Origin of the sequence: Cellulomonas triticagri (genome assembly GCF_003696205.1) — a bacterium.
Taxonomy (GTDB): domain Bacteria; phylum Actinomycetota; class Actinomycetes; order Actinomycetales; family Cellulomonadaceae; genus Cellulomonas; species Cellulomonas triticagri.
Map to the genome: position 1 here is coordinate 18,032 of NZ_RFFI01000036.1, position 16,487 is coordinate 34,518.

The 16,487-nt window shown below is 72.8% G+C and carries 16 protein-coding genes and 1 tRNA gene; 10 read left to right on the forward strand and 7 right to left on the reverse strand.

Going from position 1 to position 16,487, the window contains the following annotated elements; genetic code table 11:
* Nucleotides 1-223: 223 nt before the first annotated feature.
* Nucleotides 224-1,474 (reverse strand): hypothetical protein, encoded by a 1,251-nt coding sequence (locus EBM89_RS08355; protein WP_122148986.1) that lies wholly within the window; start codon nt 1,472-1,474, stop codon nt 224-226.
* 111 nt (nt 1,475-1,585) lie between these two features.
* On the opposite strand from EBM89_RS08355, the gene EBM89_RS08360 reads away from it, so the two are divergent.
* Both EBM89_RS08360 and EBM89_RS08365 read left to right on the forward strand, forming a co-directional pair.
* A tRNA-Val gene (locus EBM89_RS08360) sits at nt 1,586-1,659 on the forward strand.
* 340 nt (nt 1,660-1,999) lie between these two features.
* On the forward strand, nt 2,000-2,182 hold the full coding sequence (locus EBM89_RS08365) for a hypothetical protein (protein ID WP_122148987.1): 183 nt from the start codon (nt 2,000-2,002) through the stop codon (nt 2,180-2,182).
* Between the two features lie 58 nt (nt 2,183-2,240).
* Here the strand turns inward: EBM89_RS08365 and EBM89_RS08370 are convergent, their stop codons facing one another.
* Entirely contained in the window at nt 2,241-2,888 is a 648-nt protein-coding gene (locus EBM89_RS08370; RefSeq protein ID WP_122148988.1) for a hypothetical protein, read from the reverse strand.
* Nucleotides 2,889-3,070: 182 nt separating this feature from the next.
* Nucleotides 3,071-4,459, reverse strand: a complete 1,389-nt coding sequence (locus tag EBM89_RS08375) for an ApeA N-terminal domain 1-containing protein (RefSeq protein WP_147463491.1) — start codon at nt 4,457-4,459, stop codon at nt 3,071-3,073.
* Between the two features lie 171 nt (nt 4,460-4,630).
* On the opposite strand from EBM89_RS08375, the gene EBM89_RS08380 reads away from it, so the two are divergent.
* From EBM89_RS08380 to EBM89_RS08385, 3 genes are all read left to right on the forward strand, one after another.
* Entirely contained in the window at nt 4,631-5,914 is a 1,284-nt protein-coding gene (locus EBM89_RS08380; protein ID WP_122148990.1) for a hypothetical protein, read from the forward strand.
* A 231-nt stretch (nt 5,915-6,145) separates the two neighbouring features.
* A complete protein-coding gene (locus EBM89_RS22365) occupies nt 6,146-6,274 on the forward strand; it encodes a hypothetical protein (RefSeq protein ID WP_255414341.1) in 129 nt (42 codons plus the stop codon).
* A gap of 46 nt (nt 6,275-6,320) precedes the next feature.
* The gene (locus EBM89_RS08385) at nt 6,321-7,427 is read left to right on the forward strand and encodes an adenosylhomocysteinase (protein ID WP_122148991.1); all 1,107 of its coding nucleotides are present in this window, start codon (nt 6,321-6,323) and stop codon (nt 7,425-7,427) included.
* A gap of 127 nt (nt 7,428-7,554) precedes the next feature.
* Here EBM89_RS08385 and EBM89_RS08390 read toward each other — a convergent pair whose 3' ends face one another.
* Nucleotides 7,555-8,352 (reverse strand): HAD family hydrolase, encoded by a 798-nt coding sequence (locus EBM89_RS08390; RefSeq protein WP_199732034.1) that lies wholly within the window; start codon nt 8,350-8,352, stop codon nt 7,555-7,557.
* Nucleotides 8,353-8,628: 276 nt separating this feature from the next.
* On the opposite strand from EBM89_RS08390, the gene EBM89_RS08395 reads away from it, so the two are divergent.
* A complete protein-coding gene (locus EBM89_RS08395) occupies nt 8,629-9,735 on the forward strand; it encodes a DNA glycosylase AlkZ-like family protein (protein ID WP_122148993.1) in 1,107 nt (368 codons plus the stop codon).
* A gap of 19 nt (nt 9,736-9,754) precedes the next feature.
* Here EBM89_RS08395 and EBM89_RS08400 read toward each other — a convergent pair whose 3' ends face one another.
* Both EBM89_RS08400 and EBM89_RS08405 read right to left on the reverse strand, forming a co-directional pair.
* Nucleotides 9,755-10,342, reverse strand: a complete 588-nt coding sequence (locus EBM89_RS08400) for an exonuclease domain-containing protein (RefSeq protein WP_158609573.1) — start codon at nt 10,340-10,342, stop codon at nt 9,755-9,757.
* A gap of 147 nt (nt 10,343-10,489) precedes the next feature.
* On the reverse strand, nt 10,490-10,927 hold the full coding sequence (locus tag EBM89_RS08405; RefSeq protein WP_233571628.1) for a PTS mannitol transporter subunit IIA: 438 nt from the start codon (nt 10,925-10,927) through the stop codon (nt 10,490-10,492).
* 189 nt (nt 10,928-11,116) lie between these two features.
* Between EBM89_RS08405 and ulaA the strand changes: the two genes are divergently transcribed.
* Both ulaA and EBM89_RS08415 read left to right on the forward strand, forming a co-directional pair.
* Entirely contained in the window at nt 11,117-12,886 is a 1,770-nt protein-coding gene (gene ulaA / locus EBM89_RS08410) for a PTS ascorbate transporter subunit IIC (RefSeq protein WP_199732035.1), read from the forward strand.
* Nucleotides 12,886-13,578: a sugar isomerase domain-containing protein gene (locus tag EBM89_RS08415; protein WP_122148997.1), complete on the forward strand. Its 693-nt coding sequence runs from the start codon at nt 12,886-12,888 to the stop codon at nt 13,576-13,578. Before ulaA ends, EBM89_RS08415 begins: the two co-directional genes overlap by 1 nt.
* Here the strand turns inward: EBM89_RS08415 and EBM89_RS08420 are convergent.
* A complete protein-coding gene (locus EBM89_RS08420) occupies nt 13,529-14,275 on the reverse strand; it encodes a GntR family transcriptional regulator (RefSeq protein WP_122148998.1) in 747 nt (248 codons plus the stop codon). The two genes, EBM89_RS08415 and EBM89_RS08420, sit on opposite strands and share 50 nt — an antisense overlap.
* Nucleotides 14,276-14,472: 197 nt before the next feature.
* On the opposite strand from EBM89_RS08420, the gene EBM89_RS08425 reads away from it, so the two are divergent.
* On the forward strand, nt 14,473-15,330 hold the full coding sequence (locus EBM89_RS08425; RefSeq protein ID WP_122148999.1) for a siderophore-interacting protein: 858 nt from the start codon (nt 14,473-14,475) through the stop codon (nt 15,328-15,330).
* 125 nt (nt 15,331-15,455) lie between these two features.
* Entirely contained in the window at nt 15,456-16,400 is a 945-nt protein-coding gene (locus EBM89_RS08430; protein ID WP_199732036.1) for an ABC transporter substrate-binding protein, read from the forward strand.
* Nucleotides 16,401-16,487: the final 87 nt, after the last annotated feature.

A 16,487-nucleotide genomic window follows, 5' to 3' on the forward strand; every position in this document is an offset into this window, starting at 1 on the left:
GCGCGCGGAGCGCGGCAGAGCGGGGGCGCCGCGACGTGACGGCTGCGCCGCCCGCGACCCTGGCCACGCCGCGAGGGTGACGCCACGACCCTGGGGTGGCGTCGTCCGGACCGGGCGAGGCCGCCCGGCCCGGGCGACTCCGCCCGGACCGCGAGGTCGGGGGAACTCGACGAGGTCGGGGGAACCGAAGCACCGACCTCGTCCCGTACCCCCGACCTCGCGGTCAGGCGCTCGGGAAGAACCAGTCGACCATCTGCCGCACGTACTCCGCCGTGCCGGCCGGCGAGGAGTCCGGCAGCGGCTCGGACGCACCCGGCGCCGGGACGCCGCGCGCGATGCGCCGGGCGCGCGGCAGCTTTTCCAGGGAGTGCACCCGGAACGGCGAGCGCCCGTCGCGGCGCGGCTGCACCGTCGTCGCGACGTCGGCCGCGTCCGGGAACGCCGGGTGCACGCCCGCGAGGTACTCGACCAGCACGTACCGGCGCGGGCTGGTCAGGGCCTCGCCGTGCACGTACAGGGTGACCCACCGGTCGTCGGCGAGCCGCAGCGCCCACACGTCGCCCGCCTCGGCGTCGCCCGTGCCGACGTGCGCGGGCAGCCGCCCGGCGCCCGGCTTCGGGGCGCGCAGCAGCGCGGGGATCGCGACGGTCGCGGTCTCCTTCCTGTCCGGCACCGGGGTCGGGCGGGGACCGTCGAGGTCGACGGGGCTCGTGTCGAGGTGGCCGAACACCTGCTCGACCACGTCCTCGCGCAGCCCATGGCTCGCATCCCACCAGGCCAGCGGCGCCTGCACCTCGACGCGCACGCTCGGCCGCTCGTCGCGCTCGGCGTAGGTGGTCCACTGCTCGACCATGCCCGGGCGCTCGGCCGTGGCGACGACGCCGACCAGCGCGAGCTCCTCCAGCAGCGACCCGTACGCGAACGGCTTCGTCGTCGGGAGCAGCGCGGCGCGCTTCAGGGCGTCCCGGGCCTTCGACGGGCGGGTGCCCGCGGGCAGGGTGCGCAGGATCGTCAGCACCGCGCGCAGCGCCCACCGGTCGTACTCCGTCGGCACCGGGCGCGGGTGCCCGGCCAGGTCCTCCAGGGCGAGCACGTGGTCGGCGACGTCCCCGTCGACGGGCACGCCCTCGGTGTGCCGCAGCCAGCGCTCCTCGGCGGTGTCGTGGACCTGGTCCGGCTGGTGCCCGCACACCCGGCACACACTCGACGCGGCGGAGTAGGGGTGGGCGTCGTGGACCGGGAGGACGCGGCCGAGCGCGGTCCCGGTGAGGGCCGCGCGCCAGCCGAACGGAGCCGACCAGAGGCCCGCCACCCACGCGTCAGCGGCCTCGGGCAGGGTCCACGTCGCGGCGAGGTCGCGCAGGGCGGCACCCGCCTCGTCGTGCCGCAGCACGCGGCGGGTCGCGGGGTCCTCGCCCGCGCGCTCCACCGGACGCAGACCGGCGATCAGGGCGGGGTGCGAGGGGGCCGTCATGGGTCGCATCCTCGCCGACCGTCCGACGCGTGACCAGCGACGATCCACGGTGCGGACGCGGGGGTGCCCGCACCGGTAGGCTTGCGCACCGCCGTCGCGCAGCGAGGGCAGGGGCCTGTAGCTCAGTTGGTCAGAGCGCCGCGCTTACACCGCGGAGGTCGTCGGTTCGAGACCGGCCGGGCCCACACACACAAGCACACTGTCCTCAGGTGCTCAGTTCAGTCGGGGCCCCTCCCGGGGCGCCCCGGGCTGGCGGGGACTGCCGTCGAGCGGACCAGGGCGACGGCTCGGCGTCCGAAATCCGACGGTCCTCCGGGAGCTGCGACCACTCGGGAAGCGCGGTCGGTCGACTCGCTCGTGGAGGGCGCGAGGCCGAGTGAGGCGCTTGCGCTGGTCGAGCGAGAGAGCACCCAGCTACATCGGCGTACCTGGCTGCCCTAGCCACAAGGCGGCGCTCAGGTGGACCCTTGAGGTGTCGACGACCGCCAGCAGGGCGGCCCGAGGCTACGGATCAAGGAGCATCAGATGTACGCGATCGAGTATGTAGACCCCGACGGGCGCGCGGTGCGCGAGTTGGTCGCCGCGAGGCACCGGATCACCCGCGGGGGAGTCACCTACGCCTGGACCGGCGGTGGTCACAAGATCGGTGCCGGGTACCCGCCGCGGTTGGGCGACGACGGGATGATCTGGACGTACGTTCCGGTGTGAGAACGACCGAGCGCCCCCGCCCTCCTGCAAGGAGGACGGGGGCGCCGTCGATGTCGGGTCAGGAGGTCGCGAACCAGACGCTTTCGTTCGCCAGGTTCGAGACGCGCCACAGGCCGCCCGCAACCTTGTCGGCGGGGACCGCGACGCACTGATCGCCGATGACCGTCGCACCGTCCTGGAATACCGCACCCTGGCTGTAGAGCATGCTCGGCGTGTAGCACATCGTGCCCGAGGAGCCGTCGTAGCTGGTGCCATCGGCCGCAACGTAGGTCACCGTCAGGCTCTGGCCCGGGCTTGCGCCGTCATTCGCGAGGTCGGCGCCCTGCTCCGCGATCTTCGCCCCGTCGACGGTCACCGTGAACGACCCGGTCACGAAGAGCTCGCCGGCGGCGGGAGCCTGCGCGTGCTCGTCTGCGGCCTGGATCGCTGCCGCCGCGTCGAGGTTCGTGGCGTTCAGCGCAACCGTCCACGCAGACGCCTCGGACACCTTACGCGCCTCACCGATCGCTAGCGGCGCCTCGCGGGTGCCCACCGACACGGCAGGCTCGACCGTGGGCGTCGGCGTCTCCGCGGGAGCTACCGCCGTCTCCGACGCGACCGCCGGCGCCGGGGTAACCTCCGGCTCGCCGCTTCCGGCGCTGCACCCGCTCATCGCCAGGACCAACACTCCCGCGGCGAGCACACCCGCGGCCCCCTGCTTCTGCACGCTGTCTCCTCGAGCTGATCGAACTCTGCCTGCATGGTCGCCTGCAGCACGCACCTGTGAAATCGGCGAGCCCCCGGGCTCGTTGAGGCAGCGACGGTAACGATCCAGCGACACGCGACGAAGCGCTTCCCAGCAAGCTGGATGGATTTAGTTCGGGACGCTCCCGCACAAGTGTCGGCCGGTCACCTGCTGGCTGCGGTCCGGTTGACGCCCGACCCCTTCTTGCGTCCGTGTCGGAGACGTTCGGTTTCCAGCATCGCGGTCAACGCCGGGTAGTTGCTCGTGATGGCCTGGACGATCGTCCAGTGGTGGACGCGTCCGGTGACCAGCTTCTGGGCCTGGTCCGGCTGGATTCCGATCTCGACGAGGAACCGCGTCTCGAAGAGCATGAGCAGTGCCTCGCTGGCTGCGACCAGCGGGCGCTGGTCTCTCAGGACGTCGACTGCATGGATGTCACCATGGAGGGCAAAGTTCCGTAGTTGTGCGACCTCGCCTCGCCATCGACGGTTGCCGATCACGAGGTCAATCAGGCCACCGGTCTCGTGCTCGAGGCGCTTGAGGCGCGCCTCCAGCGACACCGTCCCTGTGTCCAGCGGGTGGAGCGTCCGGTCGAATGCCTCGATCATCTGGACCGCCACGCCGAACCGGGCGAGATGACCGCCGGCCGCGTGCTCGGCGTGGAGCAGCGCGTAGTGCGACAGCGCGAACCTGTGGACTTCGACGACCCGCAGGAGCCGGGGGAGGTGCGTCGGAAAGTCCAGGTCGCCCAGTCGGTGCAGGAACGTCAGGTTGCTGATGTGGGCTGTGTCGAGCGGACCGTGGAACAGTCGGACCTGGAACCATCTCGGGGTGACGCGGGTGTTCCCTGAGGCGAAGTCCCAGGTGGTGTTCGTCCCGGCCATGGACGCCACTCCCGGCAGACGGCCGGAGGCACTAAGGAGGGCGACCTGGAGCGGGTACGCGTAGCGGTCGAAGATCGCCCCGATCGGTAGCGGTTCGTCGAGGTGGAGCTCGAACATCGAACGGGTCGCAAGTTCCCATCGGCGTTTGATCGGGTCGTATACGACGCGGGACGCGTCGACCAGACGTAGGACGCCGCCGTCGACCTCCGCCGCGAGCTCGTCGACTGGGCGCAAGCTTGCGCTGACGTCGGTGAGCGAGCCGATCTGGTGGCTGACTGCGAAACGGTCCCATCCAGTCCACTCGTCCTGGTCGGTGAAGCGGAGCCGCAGGTCGGTAAACGCCAGCTCGTGCTCGCTGAGGAAGGCGAACCCTTCCAGCGCGTAGTCGGCGTGCAACGTGATGTCGCCGAGTGAACGCATGCCACCCTTCGAGCGACCCAAGCGTGGGCCGACCAAGTTGATGTGTTCCCCGAAGGACTCGCCGTGGAGCAGGGGCGGCAGCTCAGGGCCTGCACTGAACCCGAACGACGCGGATCCGTCCCAGGTGGCGTGCAAATGCGCCTCGACCCGACCTTCGTCGTTCACCGAGTACGTCCCGGGCACCGCAGTCTCGTCGTGAGGGTCCCCGGGACGGGACCAACGAACGGGATGCACCTCTCCGAGATCCATGGGTTCATCGTGCTCTACCAGGCAGCCTTGTCGCAGGGAAACGATGGCGCAGTTGCCAGACGCCTTCGCGACTCACGAAGCGCGGCACCTCGGTTCGTGAGGAGTCGGCGGGCTAATCGAGCAAGGACAGCCGCTACGCTCGCCGACACAGATGACACGTGGAGGTGACTGTTGGACACGAGCGTCCTTCCTCTCGGCGAACGCGCGCAGCGCGCGATCGTGGAGCACGTCGTGGCGGTCGGTGACGAAGCTGAGTCTCGCTTCCTCGAAGCTAAGAGCGACCTCGACTTCACGGCCACGGCAGGTATCGCGAAGATCGCTAGGTTTCTGCTCGGTGCGTCGAACCGCCTGCCCGCCGACGCGATGCGGCAGTTCCACGGGTACGCGGTGCTCGTGGTCGGCGCCGGCAAGGGCGCGGCGCCAGGCGTCCCTCGCGGAGTAGAACCTCACGATCTGGAGAACCGACTTCGCCCGTATGTCGGCACGACCTTTCCCGGGTTCGAGCTCGGACGCGTCAAGGTCTCAGAGGACCGCGAGGTGATCTTGGTTGTCGGCCTCCCTCCGCGTGACGGGCAGCCCATGTTCGTCTGCCACAAGGACTTCCAGGGTGCGAACCGTCAAGAAAACCTGGAGAGCGGCGCAGTGTACGTTCGCGGAGCGAGCAATACCCGCAAGGCGCAAGCTGGCGAGATGCTCGCGCTGATTGAACGTGGGCAAGCGAACAGTCGGCCCCCCGTCGAGCTTGACATGCGTGTGGGCGGCCACGTCGGCCGCATCAAGGACGTCGACGCATTGATCGAGGACGCCTTTCGCTTCGTGGAAGACGACTTCACCGGCGAGCCCGCGCCGTCGTTGAGTGACTTGCGCAGTTCAGTGCTGTTGCCCAGCTGGGCTGGCGCACCCGTCGGCACGTCCCGAGCTCAGTCGCTCGAGCGGTGGCGACGCGACAAGCCAGAGAACATGGCACGTGGACGCGAGCACTTCCTCGGTGTCGTCCTGCCCGGGATCGTGCTCACCGTGACCACCAACAGGTTCGTGCGAGCGCCGCACCTCACTATCACGTTCCACAACTGCGACGTGCTGGACCACCTCGAAGTGAAAGATGCCGCGTGGGACGAGCTCGTCAAGCCCATCCAAGAGCCGTCCTTGATGTTCCCCAGCGTCCGCATGCCAGTCCCCAACATCTACCGGAACGATTACCCGGTCGACTGGACCAGAGTTGGGAAGGACGCCCAAGTCACACTGACACCAGAGTCGTTCCGACCCAACTCGCCCTGGACGACAGACGACGACGACTACGTTCTACTCGCCCGAGACCCGAACGCAGCAGAGGTACTCGCAACGTGGACCCTCACCGAAGACGGTGTCGACACCACCACGACCGGCGAGCTCCGGATCGTGCTGCAAGAACCGCAAGACGCCCAGGAACTGCTCCGCATCCACTTCAGGCACTAGCGGCCCGAAGCTGAGTGCCTGTACACAGCATCACCCTCCACGTGTACACGCTCTTGGCCAGGGACGGAGTCACCACAGGTCGGCACTATCGACGAACGAGCCACCCCACACCACTCCACCCAGGCGTGGTCGTCACGGTCGAGGGGCCCGCCCGCGGTGGTCCCCTCGACCGCGATGACGCCCGGCCGCGTTCCATCCCCGTGCCCAGGCCGACCGGCGTACGGTGCTGCCGTGGACCTCACCCGCACCACCACCGGCGCCCTGAGCGCCGCCGTGGTCGTGTCCACGCGTCGCCTCTGCCTGTACGGGGCCGACGACACCCGCCGCGAGATGCATCCGCAGGTGGCTGCTGGTCGCTGACAAGCGCCCGCACCCACTCCTGCCCGCACTCCCGAGAGGCTCCACCATGTCCGCACACCGTCCTGCCCTCACCCCGACCGGCGACCCCGGGATCGACTGGGCGACGCGCAGCATGCCGCTGCTCGCCGACAGCATCGCCCGTGACGCCGCGGTCTTCGACGGCCTGCACGTCGGCATCTGCCTGCACATCGAGCCGAAGACGGCGGTCCTGTGCCGCTGGCTCCTGGACGTCGGAGCGAGGGTGACCGTCACCGGGAACATCGGGACCACCGTCCCCGAGACCGCGGCGGCGCTGCGGGCGCTTGGCGTCACGGTGCTCGGCGGGCGCGACGACGACGCCGCAGCGCACGCGGCGAACCTCGACCGGCTGCTCGCCGCGCTGCCCGACCTCGTCCTGGACAACGGCGGCGAGCTCGTCGCACGGCTCACCGTCGGGGCGCCGCGCTCCGCGGGGTTCCGGGGCGCGACCGAGGAGACCACGACCGGGGGTCTGCGCATCCGGGCCGCCGCGCAGCAGCCCGACTTCCCGGTCGTGGTGATCAACGACAGCCGGCTCAAGCTGGTCGTCGAGAACCAGCACGGTGTGGGGCAGAGCGTCGTCCAGGGCTTCATGAACGCCACCAACGCGATGCTGCCCGCGGCCCGGGCGACGGTCGTCGGGTACGGGCCGTGCGGTCAGGGCGTCGCCGACACCCTGCGCAGCCTGGGCGCGCTGGTCTGCGTCGTCGACACCGACCCGTTCCGGGCGCTGACGGCGATCATGGCCGGCCACCGGGTCGGCTCCCTGCGCGACCTGCTGCCCGGCACCGAGCTGCTGTTCCTCGCCACGGGTGCCCGCGACGTCATCGGCGCCGCCACGGTGGCGTCGGTGCCGCTGTCCCCGCCCGGAGGGGACGCCGACGCCCGCGTCGTGCACCGGCTGGCCGACGGGCGCGAGGTCGTCGTGCTCGCCGGGACGCGCATGATCAACCTCACCGCGGCGGGCGGGAACCCGGTGCAGGCCATGGACCTCGGGCTGTCGCTGCAGGCCCGCAGCCTCGCGGCGATCGCGCGCGGCGAGGTGCCGTGGACGGGCGCGGGGCCGGTGCCGGAGCAGGTCGACCGGCAGCTCGCCGAAGCGCTGGTGGAGCTGCTCGGCCAGGGCGGTCGCTGACGCGTGCGGGACGTCGGCCGGGCGTCCTGCGCCCACGCCGACGTCCTGCGCGCCGCGCTCGCTCCGCGGAGATCGTCCGTCCGCGGCCGGCCGCGCACGCGTACGCACGCACGCGACGACGTTCGTCCTAGCGCGGGTGCACCGTCAGCGAGAACAGCGTCTGGAGCGTCCTGGCGACGCCGTCGTCGTCGTTCGCCGGGATCACCTCGTCGACGAGGTCGAGGACCTCCCGGTCGGCGTTCGCGACCGCGTGGCTGCGTCCGGCCCACCTCAGCATCGCCGAGTCGTTCGGCATGTCGCCGAAGGCCACGACGTCGTCCGCCGGGACACCGAGCTCGGTGCAGATCCGCGCGAGCGTGGTGGCCTTCGTGACGCCGGGTGCGCTCAGCTCCAGCAGGTGCGGGCTCGTCCAGGTGACGATGGCACGGTCGCCGACCGTCGAGGTCGCGATCTCGCGGAGCGTCGAGGGCTGCCACTGCGTCCCCTGGACGAGGATCTTCGCGGCCGGCGACGTCCACACCTCGCAGAGCGGTCCGCGAGGGCGGTCCGGTGCGGAGTAGTCGTCGGGGACGTAGTCCGGGTCGAACCGGATCCCGTCCAGGCACTCGATCGCGAACGCGGCCCCGGGCAGGGCCTGCGCGAGCTCCGCGCACAGCGCGATGCCGGCGCGCGGCTCGATGCCGCGGAGCTCACGGACGCGCTGGCCGGCGACGTCGTACCAGACGGCGCCGTTGCTGAGGACGGCCAGGCCGTGCCGTCCGACGAGGGGCCACAGGTCGGTCATCCAGCGCAGCGGGCGCGCCGTGACGAACAGGACGGGGACGCCCTGGGCGTCCAGCGCACGGAGCACCTCGGCCGTGTAGGGGGAGACGGTGCCGTCGGAGCGCAGGAGCGTGCCGTCCAGGTCGGTGGCGACGAGCGGCAACGGGCCTCCAACGGGGTGCGGCGCGGGGTGCCCGCGTGCGGGGTACGGGTGGTGGGGCGAGCAGTGCCAGGGTGCCAGACCTGTCCGTCCTCCCGCGGAGCCTGCGCGCAGTGTCATCCTCGACGTGGACGCGCTCCTGGGCTGCAGCGATGTCGTCGCAGATCAGTACTGTGGACGAACGAGCCACGCACGCGCGGAGCATCCGCGACCGCCCACCGCCGACGTCGTCCTCTGCTGCGACGAGCGGCGCGACCAGACCGGAGGCGAGACCGTCCCATGCGCGAGCACGCGGCTGACCCGCTGCCGATCGCGCAGGCGCGTCGTCTCGCGGTGGCGGCGCAGGGTCTCCACGACGAGACGGAGAGCGCGGTGGCGGTCCTCCGGCGCGCCGGTCTGCTCCAGAGGGACCCGCTGACGCGGGTCGCCCGCGCGCACACGCTCACGTGCGCAGCCCGGATGCCGGTCGCCCCGGTGGTGGGAGGCGTCGACCGCGATCTGTGGCCTGTCGACGGGCGCCCTGCGACCTTCGAGACCTACACGCACGCCGCGTGCGTCATGCCGATCGGCGACTGGCCGCTGTTCGAGATCCACCGTGCCCGCGCACGCGAGCGCACCGACACCCCGCCAGCAGCCGTGCGGGAGCGGGTCCGCGCGACGATCGGCGACAGCGAGCAGGGGTTGACCATCCGCGAGCTGCAGCGAGGTGACCGCACCGGGGGCGGGTGGGGCTGGTCGGAGACCAAGCGCGCGGCCGAGCACATGGTGTGGCGGGGAGAGCTCGCCGCGACCCGACGTCGTCGGCGCGAGCGCGTGCTGGACCTCGCGGAGCGCGCCGTGCCGACCGAGCACCTCGACCGGACGCTCACCCCGGGCGAGTGCGTCGCGGCGCTCGTGGACCATGCGCTGCGCGCGCTCGGGGTCGCCACGACCGAGGACCTGGCGACGTACTACCGGCTTCCTGCCGGGCAGGTCGCTGCCGCGCTCCACGACCGGGGCCACCGGCCGATCGCCGTCGAGGGGTGGTCCGAGGTGGCCTGGGTGGTCGAGCCGGAGCCCAGCAGCGTCCCGGGGTCTCGAGCCCGGTTGATCGGACCGTTCGACAACCTCATCCGTGACCGCGCACGCACGCGTCGTCTGTTCGGGTTCGACTACGTGTTCGAGGCGTACAAACCCGAGGCGCGCAGGACGTACGGCGCCTACGTGCTCGCAGTCCTCGTCGGCGACGACCTGGTCGCGCGGGCGGACGTCCACCGGCAGGGCCAGGCGCTGACGCTGCGCCGGGTGTTCGCCGAAACTGCCCGGGACGAGGACTGGTGCCGGGCGCGGACGGTGGAGGCCGTCGAGGCGCTGGCGACGCAGCTCGGGCTGGACTGCGAGACCTGAGGAAGCGTCCGGGGTGCGGTCAGGCGCGCGCGGACGTCCGACGTCGGGCGGTGCGGGTGCTCGCCCGGACCGGGGCGTGGGCGCCGAGCGCCGTGACGCCGGCGGCGCCGACTCGCGCGGCGAGGGCCACCGCGACCAGGGCGGCGGACCGGGCGTCGGCCCCGGCGTCGTGGTGGTCGAACGGCGGCAGGCCCAGCGCCCCGGCGACGGTGGGCAGCCGGTACGAGTCGAGGTCGAGCAGCGTCTTCGCGACCTGCAGCGTGCAGACGAACGGTGTGGTGGACGCGTCGTACCCGTACTCGGCGGAGGCCTGCACCAGCACCGACCGGTCGAACGCCGCGTTGTGGGCGACGAGCACGTCCGAGCCGGCGAACCGCAGCACCTCCGGCAGGAGGTCCAGCCAGGTCGGCGCGGCCGCGACGTGCTCCGGGCCGATGCCGTGCACCCACGTGTTCGTGAAGCAGCCCAGGCCCTGCGGCGGGCGCACGAGCCGCGCGTAGCTCTCGACGACCACACCGTCGCGCACCCGGGTCATCCCCACGGCGCACACCGACGACCTGGCGGGGGCGGCGGTCTCGAAGTCGATGGCGGTGAAGTCCAGGGGCACGGCCAGGAGCCTGGCACGCCGCCCGGGCCGGGTGGGGGACCGACCCGGCGGTAGGTCGGACCTGCACACCGGTGCAGGGCGGTGCCCCGCCGCGCCTGTCCCGGCGCATCGGCCGAAAGTCCTCGGTCGCCGCCGCCGGTCGGTACGTCAGGCCTCGGCGGCGACGAGGAGCGCGTGCAGGTCGCGGGCGGTCGGCGCCGCCTGCAGCCGCTCGACCGTCGACGTGTCCGAGAACAGCACGGCGATGCGGGCCAGCATGTGCAGATGCTCGTCCCCGCGGCCGGCGATGGCGACGACGAAGCGCACCGGGGCGCCGCCCCAGTCCACGTCCGTGTCGTACCGCACGACCGCGAGGCCGGAGGCGAGGACGGTGTCCTTGGCGGCTGTGGTGCCGTGCGGGACGGCGAGCCCGTTGCCCATGTGGGTCGACATCTCCTGCTCGCGCTGGAGCACGGCGTCGAGGTAGTCGGAGGTGACGGCACCGGTGGCGACGAGCAGGCCGACGGCCTCGGCGGTGGCCTCCTCGCGGGTCGCGGTCCCGGATCGCAGGACCACGCGGTCCAGCGTCACGATCTCGTCCGTCACGTGCGCTCCTCGGGGGTCGGCTCCACGCGTGGTCTGCGCGGCAGCGGTGGTATAGCCCATTCGAGCAGTCGGGCCGATTCGTCGTCAACCCGGTCCTCGATGCCTGGGATCTGAGTCCTGGTGGAGACGGCGCAATGGGCTATACCATTCATGTATCCGCTCGCTCCCCACCGCAGAGGAGTCGCTCCCTTGTCGTCCTTCGAGAGCATCGTCGAGCTCATCACCGCGAACCTGTTCGGCCAGGTCGCCGTGCTCATCGGTCTGATCGCGATCGTCGGTCTCGCCCTGCAGCGCAAACCGGTCGAGCAGGTCGTGGCCGGTGGCCTGCGCGCCACGATCGGCGTCGTCGTCCTCAACATCGGCGTCGAGATCTTCGTCGGCGGTCTGGTGAGCTTCCAGGCCATCGTGGCGAGCGCCATGGGTCTGCGACCGCCGACCTCCGACGCGACCCTGACCGAGTTCGGCTCCGGCGTCGGATCGGTGGTGCCGCTGATCATCGCCGGTGGCTTCGTCGTCCACCTGGTGCTCGTGCGGCTGTTCCGCGCCGCCCGGTTCGTCTACCTGACCGGGCACCTCATGTACTGGATGAGCGTGGTGATCGCCGCGAGCCTGGTCGAGGCGTTCGGGGACGTGAACCGGTGGGTGCTCGCCGCGGTCGGCTCGCTGCTGATCGGCTGCTACTGGGTGCTGCAGCCGCTGTGGACCGCCCCGCTGATGCGCAAGGTCATGGGCAACGACGACGTCGGGCTCGCGCACACGGACTCGAGCATCGCGATCGCGGCCGGGTACGGCGCGAAGGCGCTGCGCCTCGGCGACCCGCGCCGGCACGACTCCGAGCAGCTGCGGCTGCCCCGCGCGCTGTCGTTCTTCAAGGACATCAACGTCTCGACGGCCTTCGTCATCGGCGCGATCATGCTGGTCGCCATCCTGTTCGCCGACGGCGGCGTCGTCACCGAGCAGATGGGCGACGCGGACGTGCTGCCCGTGGTCTGGGCGCTGCTGCAGGCCCTGCGGTTCGCGGCGGGCATCGCGATCCTGCTGTTCGGGGTCCGCATGTTCCTGTCCGAGATCGTGCCCGCGTTCAAGGGGCTGTCCGAGCGTGCGCTGCCCGGTGCCAGGCCGGCGCTCGACCTGCCCGTGACGTTCACGCAGGCACCGACGGCGGTGATGATCGGGTTCCTCGCCTCCACCGTGACGTTCCTGGTGCTCATGGGCCTGTTCGCCGCGGCGGGCTGGTTCGTGCTGGTCCCGCCGATGATCATGCTGTTCTTCGGCGGCGGCGCCGGTGGCGTGTTCGGCAACGCCGTCGCGGGCTGGCGCGGGGCCGTGTTCGGCGGGGTCCTGAACGGTGTGGTGCTCGGGTTCGGCCAGTGGATCGGGTGGGGCGTCTGGGGCGGGACCGCCCCGGAGCTCGCCACGCTCGCGGACGCGGACTGGTTCGTCGTCGGCTGGGCGCTGCGGTGGGCCGGTGGGCCGCTGTCCGCGCTGGGCGTCGCGGGGCTGTGGCTGCTCGCCGCCGTGGTCGTCGCCGCCACCGTCGCCGTGCTGCTCCTGCTCGGTCGCCGCCTCCCGGCGGCGGACGCCCCGGCGGCGCCCGTCCCGACGTCCGTCGCGGACGCCGCCCCGGTGGCCGCGGTCGAGCCCGGTGCCGTCCGCACGACCACCCGCCCCGAGACGTTGTCCGTGCTGGCGGTCTGCGGGGCCGGGATGGGGTCGAGCCTGATCCTGCGCACGACCGCGCAACGGGCTCTCGCGGACCTGGGCGTCCCGGCCGAGCTCAGCCACAGCGACGTCGGGTCGGCGCGCGGGCAGCGCGCGGACGTCGTGATCGGTCAGCCGACCTACCTGTCGGAGGTGGGGGAGATCGCGCCGCTGAGCGTGCCGATCACGAGCTTCGTGGACGTCGCGCACGTCCGGGAGCGGCTGCAGGACGCACTCGTCGAGAAGGGGTGGCTGTGATGGAGGACCTCGGGGCGTACGTCGCCGACGTGGGCGCACGGAACGCGGACGCGATCGACCGCGCGGCCGAGGCCGTCGTGCGCACCGCGCGTGCGGGTGGTCTGGTCCGGCCGACCGGCGCCGGGCACTCGCTGGCCGCAGTGCTGGAGACCTTCTTCCGTGCCGGAGGGCTCGCCGGGGTGCGGCCGATCTGGCACCCGCGGGTGCTGCCGTTCTCCGGCGCGCGGTCGGCGACCACCGCCGAGCGGGAACCGGGGCTGGGCGCCGCGACCGCGGCCGAGGCGGCGATCGAGGCGCGGGACACCGTGGTCGTGTTCTCCAACTCCGGGGTCAACCCGTTCCCGGTGGAGGTCGCCCAGGCGGCCGTGGCCGTCGGGGCCACCGTGGTCGCGGTGACCTCGCGGGCCGCCGGTGCGGCCGCTCCGCCTCGTGCCGGGCAGCGGCTCGTGGACGTCGCCGACGTCGTCATCGACACGGCGGTGCCCGCCGGGGACGCGACCTGGCCGCCGGAGGCCCCGGTGACCGCCCCGGTGTCCAGCCTCGCGACGACCACCGTGTGGACCCTGCTGCTGCGCCGGGTGCACGACCTCGCCCCCGACGCGCCACGCTGGCGCAGCGCGAACGTCGCCGGGAACGACGACGTCAACGCCGCGCTCGTAGCGCGCTTCGCGGCGCAGGTCCCGGAGCTGTGAGCGGGGCGATCTGGGCGGAGAGCTCGAACCGCGACGCCGGGTAGGTGGACACCGTCCACTCGACGACGCTGCCGTGCGCCACGGTCGTCCGTGCGAGCTCCAGCACGGGCGACCCCGGCGCGACGGCGAGGGTCGTCGTGTCCTCGTCCCGGACCAGACCGGCCCGGATCACCTGCTCGCCCGCCTCGAAGCGCACGCCGTACTCCTCGGCGAGCACCCGGTAGAGCGACTCGACCCCGAAGTCGTGGCGCTCGATCCCCGGGAAGGCATCCGTCCGCAGGTGGCTGCGCTCGATCGCCATGGGCACGTCGTCGGCCAGCCGCAGCCGGGACAGCAGCGTGACCCGCGCGCCGACCACCGTGCCGAACACCCCGGCGACGCGCTCGTCCGCGCGGACCACCTCCAGCCCGAGGACGCGGCTCGACGGGACGTGCCCGCGCGCCCGCATGTCCTCGGTGAAGCTGGTGAGCCGGAGCGGGACGCTCATCGCGGGCTGCGTGACGAACGTCCCCCGCCCGACCGCGCGCGTGAGCAGACCCGAGCGCACCAGCTCGTCGATCGCCCGGCGGGCCGTCATCCGGGAGACGCCCGTGTCGTCCGCGAGCTGGCGCTCGCTGGGCGTCGGCGTGCCGACCGGAGCCTGCGCGTACTGCTCCCGCAGCTGCTCGGCGAGCTCGCGGTACTTGGGCGCAGTCACAGGCCGATCATCCCATCCGGGAACGCACCCGGGGTGCGGGAGCCGGTGACCGTCTCCGTCGACCTGCCGCGCGCCGGGGGCGGCGCCTCGCCTGCCGGGTACCGGCAGGACCGGTCTCGGCCGGGACGCGCCCGGGGCCCTGGGGCCGTCCGCGGCGGCATCGCGACGGGTCAGCGGGTCACCGGCAGAATGTCCGGGTGACCCCTGCCGGACCGGAGCCCTTCGCGACCTCGCCGAACACGCTGTTCGCGACGCGGGTGTCCCGGGTCCGGCGGCTGTCGCCGGGGTTCGTCCGCGTCACCCTGGCCGGGTCGGGCCTGGTGCGGTTCGCCCCGCACGGGCTGGACCAGCGGGTGAAGATCCTGCTGGGCCCGACCTGCCCGGAGCTGGTGCCGGGGATGCCGGAGCGGGACTGGCGGCGGGTGTGGCGCGCCGTCCCGGAGCACCGGCGGCCGGTGCTGCGCAGCTACACGGCGTACGCGGTCCGGTCGGACGAGGCGGAGATCGACCTGGACTTCTACGTGCACGACCCGGCGGGCCCGGCGAGCGACTGGGCGCTGGGCGCCGCGCCGGGCGACCCGCTGCTGGTGTCCGGCCCGGACGTGCGGGCGGGGCGGCCGGACCACGGCGTGCAGTGGGAGCCGGGGTCGGAGGTCCGCGAGGTGCTGGTCGCGGGGGACGAGACCGCCTACCCGGCGGTCCGGGGGATCCTCACCGCGCTGCCGCCCGCGGTGCGGGCGCGGGTGCTCCTGGAGGCCGGGGACCCGGCGGACGCCGCGACCCTGGACGACGTCGTGGGGGAGCACGCGGTCGCGGTGCTGCGGCGCGGCGACCGGCCCGGGGGGCTCGCGCTCGTCGAGGCGGTGACCGCGTGGGGGCACACGCACGGCGCCGCCGCGGCAGTGCTCGGCGAGGGGTTCTACGCCTGGGTCGCGACCGAGAGCACCCGGGTCCGCGCGGTGCGCGACGCGCTGCTCGCGGGCGGTGTCGACGGGTCCCGGGTGCACACCCAGGGGTACTGGCACCACCGCGGCCGGGTGCCGCGGGGCGTCTGACCTGCGAGGGCGCGGAGCTCTCGCGGCTGCTCGTCCCACGGACGCCGTCCTCAGATCAGGTAAGGCTTTGCTAACCTCGACGCCGCCCGCGTGGTGCGGGCTGCTCTCGAGACAAGGGGAAGCTCGTGCACCTGTCCTCCCGGACGTCCGCGACCGGTCTGCTCGCCGCCGTCGCCGTCCTCGCCCTGGCCGCCTGCGGCGGCAGCGGCACCGCCGACGAGGCCGCGGCCGAGCCCGGTGCGGCCGGCACCGCCGCCGGGCACGTCGTCACGCACGCCCGCGGCGAGACCACGGTGCCCGACCAGCCCGTGCGCGTGGTCGTCCTGGAGCCGGTGCAGCTCGACACCGCGGTCGCCCTCGGGGTCGTCCCGGTCGGCGCGGCGGTGCTGAACGAGGCCGCCGGGGTGCCCGCCTACCTCGGGGACGAGGCCGCCGGCATCGAGACCGTCGGCACCGTGCAGGAGCCGAACGTGCAGAAGATCGCGGCCCTGGCACCGGACCTCATCATCGGCACCGAGTCCCGGCACTCCGCGCTGTACGACCAGCTCTCCGACGTCGCGCCCACGGTGTTCATGGCGTCGCAGGCCGACCCGTGGCAGGACAACGTGCGGTTCACCGCCGAGGCCCTCGGTGACCCCGACGCCGCCGACGAGGTCCTCGGTGCGTACGAGGACCGGTGCGCCGAGATCGGCGAGGAGGCCGGGACCGCCGGCATGACCGCGCAGCTCATCCGGCCGCGCGACGGCATCCTCACGCTGTACGGGCCCACGTCGTTCGCCGGCAGCACCCTGGAGTGCGTCGGCCTGACGACGCCGGAGCGCGACTGGGAGGACTCGATCTCCGTGGACCTGTCGCCCGAGCTCGTGCTCGAGGCGCAGGCGGACCTCGTCCTGGTCACCACCACGGACGTGACGGACGAGAGCACCGTCCCGGAGTCGGTGCGCGCGAACGCGGACGTGCTCGGCGACGTGCGGCTCGTCGACCAGTCGACGTGGATCACCGGCGTCGGCCCGCTCGGCGGCCAGGCCGTCCTCGACGACATCGAGCGGCTGCTCAGCGCGTCCTCGTGACGTCACCGGCACCCGCGCCCGCACCCGCCGTGCCACCACGGCCCCGGGCGCCGCGGCGGCTGCGGCCCCCGCGGCGCCGGGCCGCGG